Origin of the sequence: Thermorhabdus hydrogeniformans, from assembly GCF_049310025.1 — a bacterium.
GTDB lineage: Bacteria > Bacillota > Thermosediminibacteria > Thermosediminibacterales > Tepidanaerobacteraceae > JBJYKD01.
Map to the genome: position 1 here is coordinate 1 of NZ_JBJYKD010000044.1, position 16,487 is coordinate 16,487.

A 16,487-nucleotide genomic window follows, 5' to 3' on the forward strand; every position below is an offset into this window, starting at 1 on the left:
CAGCTTTCTAATTACGCTTCCTTGCTTTTTGACATCTCTTCTTTGCCCTGGGATAACCTGCCCAGAAATAAAATGCTATTGAACGAAACTATGGCACATTACAGGTGAAGGTTGGATTTTTAAATTTTCCAATCAAGAATATTTGCCTGCCCGCTATGATTCTTTTCATACCGGAGCGTTCTTTTTTAATAAGTTTACATAAGATATATTATCGGACGTTAAATCGTAATATAAATCCTTCAATAGAATCCAGGACTCGAACCCGCAACCAACGGTTTTTGTTTTTATTATTTTTCCTCATTGACAATATCAATATCTGGATTTAATTTTGAGCCCGTTGTCTCGTTTTTATCGCTTTCCTCGCCTGAATCATCTATTGACAGTAATTGGAAAAAGCACATGGGCAGCACGTCGTTAGAGAATTGAGGCTGATCCTCTCTTTTCATCCAGGGGATTTTGGAGATCATGGTATTCCTCCTTTTATTTTTGCCTTTTGACGGCCTTGATGAACTTATTGTTTGCATTTTGAGCAATTTTTATAATTAACAAAACAAGTGTTTAAAAAGTGCGGCACATGTGATATAATACAAAATAAAAAAACTGGAGTGATAAGATAATATGAGCGATAATATGTACCACGATTTAACCCCCAGGCAAAAGCAGATTTTAAATTACATATATGATTATTATAGAGCCAACGGCTATCCTCCCTCTGTAAGAGAAATATGTGCCGCAACAGGCCTGAAATCCACGGCCACTGTTCATGCATATCTTGTTCAGTTGGAAAAAAAGGGGTATCTCAGCCGAAATCCCCAAAAACCCAGGGCTATAGATTTAATGAATAGAAAGATGATTGACAGGGATACCGTAAAAGTGCCGCTGGTGGGTAAAGTTACCGCCGGCCAGCCCATACTGGCTCAGGAAAATATAGAAACCACTTTTATCCTGCCCAAAGAAATGGTGCCCGATACCGGGGCGTTCATGCTTTCAGTCAAAGGCGACAGCATGATTGAGGCTGGTATTTTGGACGGTGACTACGTCATCGTTAAATCTACCGATACCGCGGAGAATGGCGATATAGTGGTTGCTTTAATCGGCGATGAAGCGACGGTAAAGAGATTTTATAAAGAGCGGGACCATATCCGCCTGCAGCCTGAAAATCGGTTTATGCAACCTATTATTGTCAGGGACTTGAAGATACTGGGCAAAGTGGTTGGTTTATTCAGGAAGATTAAGTAGACCCCGGTCCAGCAATTCCTGTACGGCTCTCATTATCCCAAGTTTGACGTGTGAAAAATTGATGCCTCCCTGGATATATGCCACATAAGGTTCTTTAATGGGGGCGTCCACGCTCAATTCTATGGAAGAGCCCTGTATAAAACTTCCACCGGCCATAATGACCTTGTGGTCATAGCCGGGCATATCCCACGGTTCGGGAATTAGCTGGGAGTCTACGGGCCCCGCTTTTTGCAGACCACGGCAAAAGTTTATCAATAAATCTTTATCTCCAAGGATTACGGCGGTAACTATATCGCCTCTTTTTTCGTTAAATCTTGGAAAAACTTTAAACCCCGCTCGCTCCAAAAACCTGGCCGTAAAGACTGCACCTTTAAGAGCCTCGCCCACCACAAGAGGTGCAAAAAAAAGCCCCTGCAGAATTAACCGGTTTGTGGAAATAGAGGGACCGCAGTTTTTCCCCAGCCCCGGAGCAGAAAGTCTGTATGCACACTGGCGCACGAGGTCCTTTTTCCCCACCACGTAGCCCCCCGTCGGAGAAATGCCCCCGCCGGGGTTTTTTATAAGAGATCCGGCGCATAAATCGGCTCCGGCTTCAATAGGCTCCTTAAAGTCTACAAATTCTCCATAACAATTGTCCACCAGACAGATGATATCTTTTTTTAAGCATTTTATGTATTTTATAAGATCCTCTATCTCGCCTACGGTCAGAGCAGGCCGCAGGCCGTATCCCCTGGACCTCTGTATCAAAACCATTTTTGTGTTCTTTTTTATACTTTTGGCAATGGCCTCATAATCGGGTTTGTTCTCTTTTAATTTTACTTCGGAATACATTATATTGAAATCTTTTAAAGAACCGCAATTGTCTCCCAGTATTACATCTTTTAAAGTGTCGTAGGGTGTTCCTGTAACGCTTAAGAGCTCCTCGTATGGCCTTAAAACCCCGAAGAGACAGAGGGTAATGGCGTGGGTTCCGGATATGATCTGGGGCCTTACAAGGGCGTCCTCGGCGTTGAAAACGTTTCTGTAAACCTCCTCAACGGTTTCCCTGCCCAAATCGTTGTAACCATATCCTGTGGAATCCACCAGGTGAAAGTCACTGAGATTGGCTTTTTTCATGGCGGCTATAACTTTTAGCTGGTTGCATTCCGCCAGTTCTTGTACGCTTTTAAGATGCGGTTCAATTTCCACCATTACCTCCCGCGCGATATTAATAATTTTATCTTGTATAGAAAAATGTTCCTTTAAGATTTTTAGTGTGCGATTGTAATTCACAAACTAACCCCTTTTCTATCTTTTTATTCCATTGAAATTTTATCACAGCCGGCATCATCGTTCAACTTTCGACCGCAGATGGGGCAGTAAGCAGTTTCGAGCATTTTTTCACGAAATATGAGTGGTGACAGGGCAAGGCCCGCTTCAAGCCCTTCTTTTTTTCCTATCCTCCTGCCCGTGGCATAACCCCCCAGGAATATCCCGAGTTCCAGTATCAACCATAAAAGCATCGTATTAAGCCACATGTTTCCAAACCTTCCCCTGCATTTTTTTTAATTTTAGAGTTCGAATTGACAATATATTTATTATGTAAACAATAATCGGCATGAATATAATTGACGCCAAAGCCTTTACATAATCAAAATAGATGGATGCAAGAAAAAACATAGCGGCAAGTATCAGGCATTCCATTTTGCCCAGGATAAAAGCCCAGTTTTTTTTAGAGACTATGTCCTTAGAAAAATCGAGGTAGTCGTCCAACAGCTGTATGACCGCCATAACAAATAGGGATGAAAGCATGTCACTACTGCCCAGCATAAATAAACCAAACACAAGACCTATGATGGATTCCTGGTAGCCATACAGACCCGAAGGCATTTTTGCGGTAACATTGTTGGCCATACCCAGAGTGAAACTGGCAAGAAAAAGGCTGGCAGATGTTTTTACGTCAAAAACGCACCCCAAAGAAAAAACGAACAAAACATACGTCACTATCCCGTTGCCAATTATGGCGGCAAGGCTGCTTTTATTTAGCATACTGTCAATGTCCTGATCTACATGGTCATCCATTAGTTTTATGGCTATTCCCGTCAAAAAAATACTCAAGACTTTTTTTACGATATAGTTAGACATTGTGGGCCACAAAAGTCTTCACCTCTTTAAAGCCCGTCTTGTATAAGGCCGATATGGGGATTATAAAATGCCCCGAAAACTCTTCGCGTATTTTTTTTAACCCTTCTTCTGCTCCCGGCAGATCCATTTTATTCGCCAGGATTACGTATCCCCTTTTGAGCTGAGCGAATTGCGCTATTTGATAATCCACTTCCCCCATGGCGCTGGGCAAATCCATTTGTTTAGCGGCTGGAGCGTCGACAATGTGAAGTATAAGGTCCGATTCCCGTATAACCGACAGGGTCTGGGAAATAGCCTTACGCACATTGACGTCCGGATGGATGCCGTCAATTAAACCGGTGGTATCAACCAGTTGAATTTTTTTTTTGCCTTTGCCCATGGGGATATCAATAACTATTGCCTGCATACAGCGGGTTTTATGAGTTTTACCATCCACCAGTTGAGTCATGGCACTCCTGAAATTTAACCTTTTCCTCTCTTTTTTGCCATCATACCCGGTAAATTCTATATCCAGGGATTTCGATCCCAAAAAGTCCGCAAAGTTCAGGAAAAAGACAGTCTTCCCCACATTGGTCTTCCCTATTATTGCACATTTTTTCAATTATCCTCCACCTCCGAAATATCTTCGGGTTTGATGTACATCAAATCCTCCCTGGAGATTTTCCTCTGATTTACCAGGCGAAGCGCCTGCCGCCTGATGGCCTTTTCTATCATGTTCCTCACCAGCCGGGCGTTACCCATTTTGTCGTAATAGGCGCTGTTTTTGCTGTTTAATAAAATTTTTTCAAATTTTAAGAGGGCGTCTCCGGTAAATTTGTACTCCCTCTTTTCAGCCATCATTTTGGCGATCTGCATCAATTCATCGACACTGTAATCGTTAAATTCCATTCTTATTGGAAACCGTGATCTGAGGCCCGGGTTTGTTTGCAAGAACCATTCCATCTCGTCTTTATATCCCGCTAATATTACTATCAGATCATCTTTATGGTCCTCCATGGCTTTAACAAGGGTATCTATGGCCTCCTTTCCAAAATCTTTTTCTCCTCCCCTTGCTAAAGAATATGCTTCATCGATAAACAATATCCCACCCAAAGCCCGCCTTATTTGTTCCCTGGTTTTCTGGGCCGTATGGCCGATGTATTCACCCACCAGGTCTGCTCGCTCCACCTCGATGGTATGACCCTTTTGCAGAATCTTCATATGCTTGAACATTTTTCCCAGCAGTCTTGCTACGGTTGTCTTGCCTGTTCCCGGGTTGCCTTTAAAAATCATATGGAGTACCTGGGGTTCTGCCAGAAGTTTTTCCTCCTGCCTCATTTTTTGGATTTCCACGTAAGCTTGAAGTTCTTTTACAAGATGCTTCACTTTTGTGAGTCCTACCAGATCGTCCAGTTCTTTCATCACATCTTCCAATTTTTCCTCTTCATTTATCTTTGATATGCTTTGAATTTTACAGTTATCCAGTTCCCTGAACATGGTAAAGGCTTCGGCGGGAGTTATCAGACCATTGGTTAGCATTTCTATTACTTGATGGGGGTTATGTATTTCATTTTTTATTTTATTGCTCATTAATACCACCCCAAAAAAACTCTATACCAATTTATTATATGCGGCCAGGTCAAGAATGGCTCCAAAAAAAAAGCTCCCAGGGATTTTTCCCCGGGCGCTTGAAGCCATTTCCAAATTTTATTCTGCTTCTTCGGTCTTTTTCTGTTCCGTTGCTACATTTGCTACATTCAGGTTAAATGTCACCGGCTTGAAAGGAGATATAGTAGAAACAGCATGCTTGTATACCAGCTGCTGTTTGCCGTCGGAATCGAGAACGATAGTAAAATTGTCAAAGCCACGTACATGGCCTTTTAGCTGAAAGCCATTTATCAGGTAAATTGTTACAGGAATGTTTTCCTTTCTAACCTGATTTAAAAAGCTGTCCTGAAGATTAATTTGAGCTTTTGTCATCATTCGTCCCCCTTAATTTATTGTTTACATTTATATTCTAGGAATTTTTTAATTTTCCTTCCACCGTTTTAATAATATTTTCTATAATTTTTTTCTTGCCCTCTTTTGACACATCCAGCCAGATTATGTTTTTATCCCGCAAAAACCACGTGTACTGCCTTTTGGCATAGCGTCTAGTGTCCCGGGCTATCAGGTAAACGGCTTCCTCCAATGAGATTTTGCCATCCAGATAATCTATTATCTGACGGTAACCAAGGGCCTGCATCGAATTTAACTCCCTGGAATACCCCATATCCAGAAGTTTTTTAACCTCTTCCACCAGACCGCTTTTTATCATCATTACTACTCTTTCGTTTATGCGCCGGTATAATTCTTCCCTGGGCCTTGTCAATCCGAACATGATCAAATTATATGGGCTTTTCTGCTTTTTTGTCATTTCTTCATAATACGAAAAGGGTTTACCTGTTTTTATGCAAACCTCAAGCGCTCTGATAACTCTTCTCAGGTTATTGGGGTGAATTTTCTCCGCGGCCTGAGGGTCAAATTTTTTGAGTTTGTTGTATAAAAAATCATTACCGTATTCTTCAGCCTGTTTTTTTAGCTGCCGTCTCAGCGCTTCGTCTTTATCAAATTCGGAAAAGGTGTAATTGTAGCATACCGCATTTACATAAAGCCCCGTCCCTCCCGATAATATAGGTGTCTTGCCGTGATTATGGATAGCTTCTATACATTTTTTTGCCATTGTCTGGTAGTCTGCTACGCTGAATTCCTCATCGGGATCTATTACATCAATCATGTGGTGTTTGATACCCTTTTGTTCTTCTCTGGAAGGTTTTGCTGTACCTATGTCCATGTACCTGTAAACCTGCATGGAATCTGCCGAAATTATTTCCGCATCCAGTTTTTTTGCCACTTCTATGGCTATTTCAGTTTTTCCCACGGCCGTCGGACCCACGATAACCACCAGTTCGTTTCCGGCCATACTCACTGCACCCTCTTGAATTTTACTTCCAATTCATGCAGAGTTACGGATATGATTGTAGGTCTTCCGTGGGGGCATGTATAGGGATTTTCCAGTTCCTCCAGCTGAGACAGCAGCTGCGCCATCTCCTCAAAGGAGAGGGCGTCCCCCGCCTTTATGGCGGTGTGGCATGCCATAGAAGCTATAAATCTTTCTTTCGGCTGCAGAGCGGCGAATTCTTCGCCCTTTAACCGGTCCAGGACCTCACGCAGCACCTCCGGGTCTGCCGGCCTATTAAAGAAGTAAGGAACGGACCTTACTAGCACGGTATCCCTTCCAAAAATTGATATATCAAATCCCATATTCTTTATATCCTCTTGGTGTTCCTCTATAAAGGCCATATCCTGTAATGGGAGTTGCAAAGTACATGGTGAAATTAAGGTCTGGGATGCGGGGCGCCGATTAAACCTGTTTGAATAAAGTTCAAAAAGGATTCTCTCATGCGCCGCATGCTGGTCTACCAGATAGAATTTTTCCTCCCCCTGGGCCACTATGTATGTGCCAAACAGCTGGCCCAATATCTTCACAATACCTAACAATCCATTCTTACGGGGCTCGACCTTTGGGGTTTCAAAAACGGTTTCTTTAACAACAGGGGGATTTTCACGTAATTTCGCCGGGAAAGTTTCTGTTTTTTTATTTATTTTGTCGCCTTTATTGGTAAAATATTCATCTTTTAGTAAAGTTTCATTTTGGTATTCCACTTTAGCCGAACAGACAGATTTGTACTGCGGCGGTACGCTTAAAGTTTCTTTCGGAATTAAGATATTGCTTTTCAGCCCTTCCGCTACCGCACTATACAGTGCCTGTTGCACTTCATTCTCCCTCTGAAACTTTATTTCCGTCTTTGAAGGATGGACATTTACATCTATTAGGGAACTTTCTATGTCTATAAAAACCGAGGCTATAGGGAATCTGCCTACCGGCAGCAGGGTCTTATAAGCCCTTTCCAGCGAAAAAGAAAGCCCCCTATCTTTTACAAAACGGCGGTTCACAAAAAAAATTTCACCTGTTCGGTTACCCCTGCTAAACCGGGGAGGCGATATGAATCCAAATACCCTTCCCGAGCCAAAGGGTTTTTCAACGTGGATCATATGCCTGGCCAGTTCTACGCCGTAGGCTTTTGCCAGGACTTCCCTGTAATCTCCACTGCCACTGGTATAAAAGATCTCTTTTCCGTCATTTATCAAACGGAAAGAAATTTCGGGATTTCCGATGGCCAGTTTTATAACAAGGTCTGTTATGTAAGAAGACTCCTGACTGTCAGTATTTAAAAACTTTAGACGTGCTGGCGTATTGAAGAACAGATTTTTCACCTCAATTATACAGCCGTTATTGGCCGTGGCTTCCTCCAGACTCTTAATGACGCCCCCTTCTAATTCGCACCTTGTGCCCAGCGTTTCCGAGCAGGTTTTTGTAAGCATTACCACCTGTGCGACAGCGGCTATGCTGGGGAGGGCTTCCCCGCGGAAGCCCAGGGTTTTTATATTAAAAATGTCCTCCATCCTGGCTATCTTACTGGTGGCGTGCCGTTCAAAAGCCAGTCTGACGTCTTCTCTTGCTATGCCTTCGCCATCGTCGATAACTTTTATGAGCTTTTTACCGCCTTTTTTAATCTCTATGGTTACATGCTTGCTGCCCGCGTCCAGGGAGTTCTCGACCAGCTCCTTGACCACCGAGGCCGGCCTTTCAACAACTTCTCCCGCGGCAATCTTTGAAGAAATGCTTTCATTTAGTACCGTTATTTTCCCCATAGACGCTTCTCCCTAATTTAACTTTTGTTTTATGGAAAAAAGAAAATTCAAGGCTTCTAGAGGAGTGATAGTATTGATATCCAGGGCTTTTATCTTTGAGATAACTTCCTGTTCCTTCAAATTATCCAAATTGATCTGGCTGTCTTCCTGAATTTTGTCTTTTGTTGCCGCCACGTCGGCATTCACGACGGCTCCTTTTTGCCCGCTTTCAAGCCCCTGGAGGATTTCCCTTGCCCTGTTGACAACGACTTTCGGCAGGCCCGCCAGCTTTGCCACCTGTATGCCGTAGCTTTTATCCGCTTCGCCTGCGACAATTTTTCTCAGGAAGATTATATCTTCTCCCTTTTCCTTTACTGTTATTTTATAGTTCTTAACCCCTTTAAGGTTTTTTAAGGCTGTGAGTTCATGGTAATGAGTGGCAAAAAGAGTCTTGGCGCCGACATTCTTTTGAATGTATTCCACCACAGCCCAGGCAATGCTTAAGCCGTCAAAAGTGCTGGTGCCCCTGCCCACTTCGTCAAGGATTAAAAGGCTTTTGTTGGTGGCGTTTTTTAAAATGTATGCCATTTCCGACATTTCTACCATAAAAGTGCTCTGACCCGAAGCCAGGTTATCGGAAGCGCCTATACGCGTAAATATTTTATCGACAAGTCCTATCTCGGCTTTTTTAGCCGGAACGAAACACCCCATCTGAGCCATAAGGACAATCAGGGCAACCTGCCTCATGTATGTGGACTTACCGGCCATGTTGGGGCCTGTAATGATGGATATCATAGAATCACGGCAATTGATATGAGTATCGTTGGGGATGAAGAGTTCTCCTTTTTGAGACTGTTCTACTACAGGATGGCGCCCCTCCAAGATGTTTATTTCATCTTTTAATGTGACTTCCGGCTTTACATAGTTATTTTTTGAAGAAACTTCCGCCAGGGACAGCAGTGCATCCAGCACAGAAATGCTTTCAGCGGTTTGCTTCATTCGGGGTATGTGTCTTATCAATTCTTGTCTTATTTCGCAAAAGACCCGGTATTCGAGATCCAGCAATTTTTCCTCGGCGTTTAATATGAGATATTCATATTCTTTCAATTCTTCTGTTATGTAGCGTTCACCATTGGCCAGGGTCTGTTTGCGTATGTAATTTTCCGGCACCATGGAAAGATTTGATTTTGTTACCTCTATATAGTATCCGAATACCTTGTTAAATCCCACTTTCAAGGATTTTATGCCGGTCTTTTCCCGCTCCTTTTTTTCCAATTCGGCTATCCATGTCTTACCTTCTTTTGAGGCTTTTCTCAATTTGTCAATTTCGCCGTTGTATCCTTCCTTTATTATCCCGCCTTCTTTAACGGAAAGTGGCGGATCTTCGTCGATTGATTTTTCCAGCAGCATAAATATATCTTGCAGGGGGTCTATATTATCTTTCAAGGTTTTAAGCAGCTTGGACTTGCACTGGTTTAAAATGCTTTTTATTTGAGGAAAATTCTTTATTGTATTTTTTATTGTCAACAGGTCTCTGGCGTTAATATTTCCGCAAACCAGTTTACCGGTTAATCGCTCTAAATCGTAAACGTTTTTTAACTGCTGTTTTAAATCTTCTCTTAGAAAAAAGTTGTTGTAAAGTTCCTCTACTGCATCCAGTCTTTCACTTATTTTTATGATGTCTATTAAAGGCTGCTCAATCCATTTCCTTAGAATCCTGGCTCCCATTGAAGTCTGGGTTTTGTCCAGCACCCATAGAAGGGTTCCGGCTTTTTTGCCATCTTTAAGAGATTCGGTTAATTCCAGATTTTTCCGACTGGAAAGATCCAAAATCATGTAATCGCGAGTTTCATAGTACCTGATAGAATTAATATGGTAAAGGGTCGATTTTTGAGTCTCATTTAAATAATTAAGACAGGCTCCGGAAGCTATTAAGGCATATTTTTTATCCAGGATTTCTTCCAGTCGTTCTTCACCCAGCTGGGATATTAACACATCCCGGGCCTTTTTTTCGAAAAAGTAATCATCTTCTTTTAACGTGAGATACGTCATGAAATTATCGCTGAGTTTCTTTTTTAAAAAATCATCTGTCAGGACGTGGTTATTCACAAGGCATTCCCGGGGAGACAGTTTCCCTATCTCATTTAATAACTCCTGATAAGGATGGGAAGATTTTAATTCCGTAGTTAAAAACTCTCCTGTCATTAAATCAATGAAGGATATACCAAAATTATCCCCATCCCTGAATATGCAGCAGAGGAAGTTGTTTTTTTCCTCTTCCAGGGCGTTTAAATCGGTAATAGTTCCGGGTGTGACTATTTTGACAACATCTCGCTTCACAAGATCTTTGGCGAGCTTGGGGTCTTCCACCTGTTCACAAATGACCACTTTATAGCCTTTGGAGATAAGCTTTGCGATATACTGGTCTGCGGCGTGGTATGGGACGCCCGCCATGGGAACTCTATTTTCCGGGTCTCTGGAAGTCAGGGCAATTTCCAGCTCCCTGGAGCCTATTTCGGCGTCTTCAAAAAACATCTCATAAAAATCGCCCAGCCGGAAAAATACTATATAATCCCTGTATTTGTTTTTTATTTCTTTATACTGTTTTATCATCGGTGTATCCATGTTTGTCGTTGAAAACTCCCTCCAGACATTTGATGACGGTTTTCCAAGCCTTCCAAAATACCCGCAGCCGTCTGCAGGAGTTTTTTTGGTTTAGTTTATTTTTCGATTCGGCCGATTAACGACCAGGTATGGGGTTCCGTGATTTTCACATTCACGAATTTGCCTATTAAGTCTTTAGAACCTTCAAAATTGACCACTTTGTTGGAACGGGTCCTTCCTGTGAGTCTGTTGATATTCCCTTTACTTATTCCTTCAACCAGAACTTCGAGGGTTTTACCTTTAAGCAACATATTCTTCTTTGCGCTTATGGCATCCTGGACCCGCATCAGTCTCTCAAGGCGGTCCTTTTTCACTTCTTCATCCACCTGGTCTTCCATTTCAGCCGCAGGAGTGCCTTTCCGCTTCGAGTACATAAAGGTGTAAGCCGAATCAAATTCCACCCTTCTAACAAGGTCGATGGTCTCCATGAAGTCCTCTTCTGTTTCTCCTGGAAACCCCACGATAATGTCGGTGGTTATGGAAATGTCGGGAATTGCTTCTCTCAACTTTTTCACAAGATCCATGTAATGCTCCCGGGTATATTTTCTGTTCATGTTTTTCAGGACGCGGTTGCTTCCCGCCTGGACCGGTAGGTGTATGTGCTCGCAAACCTTATCGCATTCCTTCATGGCCAAAATAAGCTCATCGGACAGATCCTTGGGATGAGAGGTAGTAAACCTGATGCGCTCTATTCCTTCTATGGCATTCACTCTCCTCAGGAGCTCCGGAAAAGTAATCGGTTCGTCCAGATCTTTGCCGTAGGAATTGACATTTTGTCCCAGTAGATTTATTTCTACAAACCCTTCTCTGGCGAGGCCATTTATTTCCGCTATTATGTCTTGCGGTCTGCGGCTCTTTTCTCTGCCCCTTACATAGGGAACGATACAGTAACTACAATAATTGTTGCAGCCGTATGTTATCGTAACCCATGCCTTTATTTTATCATCCCTGATCATTGGCAGATTCTCCTCGATATCCGAGGTTTCTCGGGCGATTTCAACCACCGGCGAACTGGCCTGGCGGGCGTTTTCAATCAATTCAGGCAGCTTGTGAACGTTATGAATGCCGAACAACAGGTCCACATAAGGGAGGTTTTCCGATATATGTTCTACAACATGGGGCTGCTGTATCATGCAACCGGATACGGCCAAAATCAGGTTGGGATTTTTTTGTTTGAGCTGCTTCAATTGAGCTATCCGCCCATAGACCTTTCTTTCCGCATTTTCACGCACACAACACGTGTTTAAAATGATGATATCAGCTTCTTTTAAAGAATCGGCTGGGCAGTATCCTAGCTTCTGGAGTACCCCTGAAATTACTTCGCTGTCATGGATGTTCATCTGGCATCCCCAGGTTATGATCTTGTATTTCATATCCGGATTTACTCCCTTCAGATTGATATGATTTTAGCTGAATTTATAGTCGGGGGATAATTCCCTGACCTTTTCCAACGCTTTGTTAAAATCGCCCCATACTTCCCATTTGGTCTTATTTAAAGCTTTTCCCTGCTGTCTTAGAATATAAGCCGGGTGATACGTGGGCATTATCCAGTAGCCTCTGTCAAATATCCACTGCCCCCTTGACCTCATAATGCTGCTGTCCGGCATAAAATAATTGAGCGGCACCGCTCCCAGTGCAATGATAACCTTTGGATTAATGAGGCTGAGTTCAAGCTCCAGATTTTTGGAACACGCTTTTATCTCTTTCACAAAAGGTGTTCTGTTCATGGGGGGGCGGCATTTCACCACATTTGTAATGTAAACTCTTTCACGGTTCACGCCGAGTTTATTCAAAATGGTTGTTAAAAGCTGGCCGGCCCGTCCCACGAAAGGCCTTCCCATTCTGTCTTCGTCAAAGCCGGGTCCCTCACCGATCAACACAAGAGGTGAATTTAAGCATCCCTCGCCGGGCACTTTCTGGGTGTGGTGTTCCGCCCGGTGAAGGGGACAACCGGTGCAGGAATATAAATAATCTTTAATCTTTCTTGATAAAAAGTTTGTCAGTTCCTCGGAGTGAAGCTTTTTGGCCCTGATATTTTCTAAAAGCTCGTCATAATATATGCCGGTTAAGTTGAATTGCTGTTTTACTTGCAACAAAAGTTTTAACGCATCGGGTAAATCTATTTCTTTTGCATGAAAACAGCTGCAAATATCATCCGCTATTGCCATAAACCGTTCCTCCTCACCCATTGTCTATTATAACATAATATAAAATAAAGCCAAATAAAAAAACCCCTAAAAAGATTATTTAGAGGTTAATCCGGCGTAGAGGTCCCGTCGCCTGCCGGCAGCGGCTCATTCACTTTTTTCGCCTCAGGAGATTTCTCGCCCAAATATAAGATCGTGGGAGTCGGGTAATACGTATCTACAGAAACCAGCTTTTTTTCTTGCTTACCGCCGGCATCGTATACCTTCCATACCCTAACCTGATAGCCCGGGGTTCCCTGCTTTATTGACATTTTTCCTTTTTCCATGTCGCTTGCTTTCTTAATCGTGATAGGAGGCGGAATGGTTTTAACCGTTTCTGAATAGACTTTGATATTTTTCTCAAATTTTTTATCCCCAAAAAATTTTACTGTTAAGGTGCCGTCTTGAACTTCTGTGAAAATCAGCAGGTGGCTTCCGGTGGTGTTCCGAAATTTCAAATCAATATGATTGTAATTTACAGTGGCATCTCTGCCCAGAGGAACATAATTTACAGGCAAGGAATGATTGGCTCTCTCGACTATTTCAAGATCCGTCAGCAGAGCCAGGTTATAAATGGTGCTCGAAAGCTGACAAACGCCGCCACCCACTCCGGGAACTGTTTCATTTTTAAAAAAAATGGGCGCCTCTTTGTATCCTTTTTCGCCTGTCCGCTCTCCTACGGTGTCGTTAAAAGAAAATATCTCATTGGGTGCAATTATATGTCCGTTCAATTTTTCGGCGGCAAGCCTTATATTTTCTGCCCTTTCTCTTTGAGCTTTATTAAATTTTGTGGAGTACTCTGCCATCTTGACTTTGATGTTCATCGATAAAAGATCATCCCTGGTTTTTTCCGCTCTCAATTCTTTTACCGGTATATGTACTATTTTTTGCTTTTGCGGCTCCCATAACACTTTGACAATTTCCTCTTTTAATTTTTCTTCATCCACTGTAAGGCCTGGTTCATCCTCTACAACGGTCACGGTATCGTTTTCAATCTTAAAAAAAGCATTTTTAGGCTGGACCGTTACGCTTTCTTTTATTTCCTTAAATGCAATTCGGGCTCTGTCTTCGTTAAACGTTACTATGAGATTGATTTTAATCGGTGTTCTTCTGTATTTTAACCGGTGTAAAAAGCTCTCGACAAAAAACTTACTTTTTCCCTGCATAAATGCATTTTCAATGCTTTTCTTTATATCGATTTCAAAAAGATCCGAAGGGTCAACCTGCCATTTTTTGCCGTCATGGACGAGCAAAATGGGTGTGAAGATGTTTTCTTGGATGTATTTTGACAGCATTAATTCGGCCTCTTTTTTGGAAAGCCCCCCCACATTTATTTTTTCGATATAGACGCCGTCAAAAATTCTATCTCTGTACTGACTCTCTTCAAAATATAAATATGCGGCGGCCAGGCTTATACACAAAAGCAGGATTAAACACGTCCAGGCAGCTTTTTTTCGCACCGTCCTCACCCTACCTAATTAATCCTACCTTATGTATAAGCGATTTCATTAAAAAAAATGCCTGTCAAATTTCTGCTTCCGAATTGCCTCACAGGCAATTTCCATTAAAATTAAATTGCCGGCATGGGCTTGACGGTTATTTAATCTTAAAATTCCTCTCTTTTTAAATCCGCATTTTTCATAACACTGCTCTTTTATTGTCCTCATAAACTCTCAGATAGAGCTTCTTAAATCCTTTGACTTCAAATATGTATTTTTAAAAAGTTGCCAGGGCATCCGAAGCGTAGCCTTTATCCCAAAAGCTCTTTTCTCCTATTTACATAAAAAGTTCCGCCTGTTTATTTTTCCATTTAATGTGGTCTTCTATCTTGCACAAAAAATGCCGCTCTTATCTTCAATGGAAAGAATTTGATGGAATCGGCCTCAAGTTGATTTTTCTCCCTGTATTTTCATGCTGTCACATCCCTGTAAGGTATATTTGCAGAGATTAAATTCAACTTCGGAAGAAAAAATCCTTTATGCAATTTCGACCGTTATTGAAAAAAAATACCCTTGATTATAAGGGTATTTATGCGGGATATACATCAAACTTTTCTTTTTGGACGAGATTTCCATCTATTTTATATTTTTGAGCCTGGCGCTCCTGGAAAAATTTCACGGCGATCTGCGGGAAGAGAGCGTAGGTAAGTACATCCTCTTCTTTTTCCATGTAATACGATATTTCTTTGAAGTCCTTTTCGAGTTCCGGTTCCAGGAGGTCTGCGGGCCGGCAGGTGATGGTCTCTTCATCGCCTATAATTTTTTTCTTTACGTCCGGGTTGATAGGTGCGGGAGGTTTACCGTATAATCCCTTGACGTAATTTTTAACTTCATTGATGACCATTTTGTACCTTTCGCCTGTAATTACGTTCACCACAGCCTGGGTACCCACTATCTGGCTTGTAGGCGTAACTAAGGGCGGATATCCCAGGTCCTCCCTTACCCTCGGAACCTCTTTTAAGACATCGGGGAGTTTGTTCAGTGCGTTCTGCTGCTTGAGCTGGCTTGTGAGATTGGACAGCATTCCGCCCGGGATCTGGTAGTTTAAAACCATGGTATCGACCATTGTTATGACACTGTCGATTTTATAGTGAGTCCTGACTTCCCTGAAATGCTCAGCTATATCAGAAAGGAGTTCCATATCCAGCTCGGTATCATAAGGTGTGTTCTTCAAAACGGCCACCATGGTCTCCGTGGGCGGCTGGGATGTTCCCAGGGCAAAAGGCGACATGGCGGTATCTATTACGTCCACTCCGGCTTCAATGGCTTTCAGGTATGTCATGGAAGCCATGCCGCTGGTATAATGGCTGTGAAGTTGTATGGGAATATTGATCTCCTGCTTTAATTTAGTCACCAGCTCATATGCGTCATATGGTGAAAGAAGGCCTGCCATGTCCTTAATGCACAGGGAGTCTATGCCCATGTCCACCAGCTGTTTTGCCACTGAAACATAGTATTCGTTGTTGTGGACGGGGCTTATGGTGTAAACAACCGTCCCCTGGGCATGGCCGCCGTATTTTTTTGTAGCTTCAATGGCTTTCTCCATATTTCTAATATCGTTTAATGCGTCAAAAATCCGTATTATGTCAATCCCGTTTTCTATGGACTTTTTGACGAACATGTCTACGACATCATCCGGGTAATGGTGATACCCCAACAGGTTCTGACCTCTTAAAAGCATCTGCAACGGTGTTTTTTGAATTTTTTCCTTTAGTTTTCTGAGTCTTATCCACGGATCCTCATTTAAAAATCGTATACAACTGTCAAACGTGGCGCCACCCCACACTTCCAGTGAATGAAAACCCACCTGGTCCAGCTTATCGGCAATGGGTAGCATTTCATCGATCTTCATACGGGTGGCTATAAGAGATTGATGGGCATCCCTTAGAATTGTATCGGTTATTCCAACTTTTTTTTGCAAAACGATTCTCCTTTCCGTTATTTACAAGCTTTTTACTCGTTTTTTAAACAGGGGGATGGACTGTATCACCCCCCGTACAGCGACAGCAGCACGCCCGCCACTATGGCGGTGCCGATAACCCCGGCCACGTTGGGACCCATG

Annotated in this window: 15 protein-coding genes; 1 reads left to right on the forward strand and 14 read right to left on the reverse strand. The window is 42.6% G+C overall.

The window, feature by feature from the left end; all coding sequences use genetic code 11:
- Positions 1-287: 287 nt before the first annotated feature.
- Positions 288-467: a hypothetical protein gene (locus ACKX14_RS14495; protein ID WP_422448890.1), complete on the reverse strand. Its 180-nt coding sequence runs from the start codon at positions 465-467 to the stop codon at positions 288-290.
- Positions 468-630: 163 nt separating this feature from the next.
- Between ACKX14_RS14495 and lexA the strand changes: the two genes are divergently transcribed.
- Positions 631-1,239, forward strand: a complete 609-nt coding sequence (gene lexA, locus ACKX14_RS14500) for a transcriptional repressor LexA (RefSeq protein ID WP_422448918.1) — start codon at positions 631-633, stop codon at positions 1,237-1,239.
- Here lexA and ACKX14_RS14505 read toward each other — a convergent pair.
- The 13 genes from ACKX14_RS14505 to ACKX14_RS14565 form a co-directional block, all read right to left on the reverse strand.
- Entirely contained in the window at positions 1,219-2,511 is a 1,293-nt protein-coding gene (locus tag ACKX14_RS14505; RefSeq protein ID WP_422448892.1) for a methionine gamma-lyase family protein, read from the reverse strand. The genes lexA and ACKX14_RS14505 overlap by 21 nt on opposite strands.
- Positions 2,512-2,534: 23 nt before the next feature.
- Complete coding sequence (locus tag ACKX14_RS14510) at positions 2,535-2,756, reverse strand: hypothetical protein (RefSeq protein ID WP_422448894.1); 222 nt, start codon at positions 2,754-2,756, stop codon at positions 2,535-2,537.
- Positions 2,746-3,375, reverse strand: coding sequence for a hypothetical protein (locus ACKX14_RS14515; RefSeq protein WP_422448896.1), 630 nt, complete (start codon positions 3,373-3,375; stop codon positions 2,746-2,748). The genes ACKX14_RS14510 and ACKX14_RS14515 overlap by 11 nt, the downstream gene beginning before the upstream one ends.
- Positions 3,356-3,964 carry a GTPase gene (locus tag ACKX14_RS14520; RefSeq protein WP_422448898.1) on the reverse strand — a complete coding sequence of 203 codons (609 nt, stop codon included), beginning with the start codon at positions 3,962-3,964 and terminating at the stop codon, positions 3,356-3,358. Before ACKX14_RS14520 ends, ACKX14_RS14515 begins: the two co-directional genes overlap by 20 nt.
- Positions 3,961-4,932, reverse strand: a complete 972-nt coding sequence (spoVK, locus tag ACKX14_RS14525) for a stage V sporulation protein K (protein WP_422448900.1) — start codon at positions 4,930-4,932, stop codon at positions 3,961-3,963. Before spoVK ends, ACKX14_RS14520 begins: the two co-directional genes overlap by 4 nt.
- Positions 4,933-5,049: 117 nt before the next feature.
- Positions 5,050-5,322: an RNA chaperone Hfq gene (gene hfq / locus ACKX14_RS14530; protein ID WP_422448902.1), complete on the reverse strand. Its 273-nt coding sequence runs from the start codon at positions 5,320-5,322 to the stop codon at positions 5,050-5,052.
- 37 nt (positions 5,323-5,359) lie between these two features.
- On the reverse strand, positions 5,360-6,304 hold the full coding sequence (miaA, locus tag ACKX14_RS14535) for a tRNA (adenosine(37)-N6)-dimethylallyltransferase MiaA (RefSeq protein ID WP_422448904.1): 945 nt from the start codon (positions 6,302-6,304) through the stop codon (positions 5,360-5,362).
- Positions 6,305-6,306: 2 nt separating this feature from the next.
- Positions 6,307-8,097 (reverse strand): DNA mismatch repair endonuclease MutL, encoded by a 1,791-nt coding sequence (gene mutL / locus ACKX14_RS14540; protein ID WP_422448906.1) that lies wholly within the window; start codon positions 8,095-8,097, stop codon positions 6,307-6,309.
- Between the two features lie 12 nt (positions 8,098-8,109).
- Positions 8,110-10,701 carry a DNA mismatch repair protein MutS gene (mutS, locus tag ACKX14_RS14545; protein ID WP_422448908.1) on the reverse strand — a complete coding sequence of 864 codons (2,592 nt, stop codon included), beginning with the start codon at positions 10,699-10,701 and terminating at the stop codon, positions 8,110-8,112.
- A gap of 95 nt (positions 10,702-10,796) precedes the next feature.
- On the reverse strand, positions 10,797-12,113 hold the full coding sequence (miaB, locus tag ACKX14_RS14550; protein ID WP_422448910.1) for a tRNA (N6-isopentenyl adenosine(37)-C2)-methylthiotransferase MiaB: 1,317 nt from the start codon (positions 12,111-12,113) through the stop codon (positions 10,797-10,799).
- A gap of 33 nt (positions 12,114-12,146) precedes the next feature.
- Complete coding sequence (locus ACKX14_RS14555) at positions 12,147-12,908, reverse strand: uracil-DNA glycosylase (protein WP_422448912.1); 762 nt, start codon at positions 12,906-12,908, stop codon at positions 12,147-12,149.
- A gap of 86 nt (positions 12,909-12,994) precedes the next feature.
- On the reverse strand, positions 12,995-14,386 hold the full coding sequence (locus ACKX14_RS14560) for a VanW family protein (RefSeq protein ID WP_422448914.1): 1,392 nt from the start codon (positions 14,384-14,386) through the stop codon (positions 12,995-12,997).
- Between the two features lie 568 nt (positions 14,387-14,954).
- Positions 14,955-16,346, reverse strand: coding sequence for an oxaloacetate decarboxylase subunit alpha (locus ACKX14_RS14565; RefSeq protein WP_422448916.1), 1,392 nt, complete (start codon positions 16,344-16,346; stop codon positions 14,955-14,957).
- Positions 16,347-16,487 lie beyond the last annotated feature (141 nt).

Excerpts from the sequence above, each read along its gene's own strand:
- hfq (WP_422448902.1), bottom strand. The coding sequence starts at position 5,322 with ATGACAAAAGCTCAAATTAATCTTCAGGACAGCTTTTTAAATCAGGTT.
- mutL (WP_422448906.1), bottom strand. The coding sequence starts at position 8,097 with ATGGGGAAAATAACGGTACTAAATGAAAGCATTTCTTCAAAGATTGCC.
- lexA (WP_422448918.1), top strand. The coding sequence starts at position 631 with ATGTACCACGATTTAACCCCCAGGCAAAAGCAGATTTTAAATTACATA.
- spoVK (WP_422448900.1), bottom strand. The coding sequence starts at position 4,932 with ATGAGCAATAAAATAAAAAATGAAATACATAACCCCCATCAAGTAATA.
- ACKX14_RS14495 (WP_422448890.1), bottom strand. The coding sequence starts at position 467 with ATGATCTCCAAAATCCCCTGGATGAAAAGAGAGGATCAGCCTCAATTC.
- mutS (WP_422448908.1), bottom strand. The coding sequence starts at position 10,701 with ATGGATACACCGATGATAAAACAGTATAAAGAAATAAAAAACAAATAC.
- miaA (WP_422448904.1), bottom strand. The coding sequence starts at position 6,304 with ATGGCCGGAAACGAACTGGTGGTTATCGTGGGTCCGACGGCCGTGGGA.
- ACKX14_RS14510 (WP_422448894.1), bottom strand. The coding sequence starts at position 2,756 with ATGTGGCTTAATACGATGCTTTTATGGTTGATACTGGAACTCGGGATA.
- miaB (WP_422448910.1), bottom strand. The coding sequence starts at position 12,113 with ATGAAATACAAGATCATAACCTGGGGATGCCAGATGAACATCCATGAC.
- ACKX14_RS14555 (WP_422448912.1), bottom strand. The coding sequence starts at position 12,908 with ATGGCAATAGCGGATGATATTTGCAGCTGTTTTCATGCAAAAGAAATA.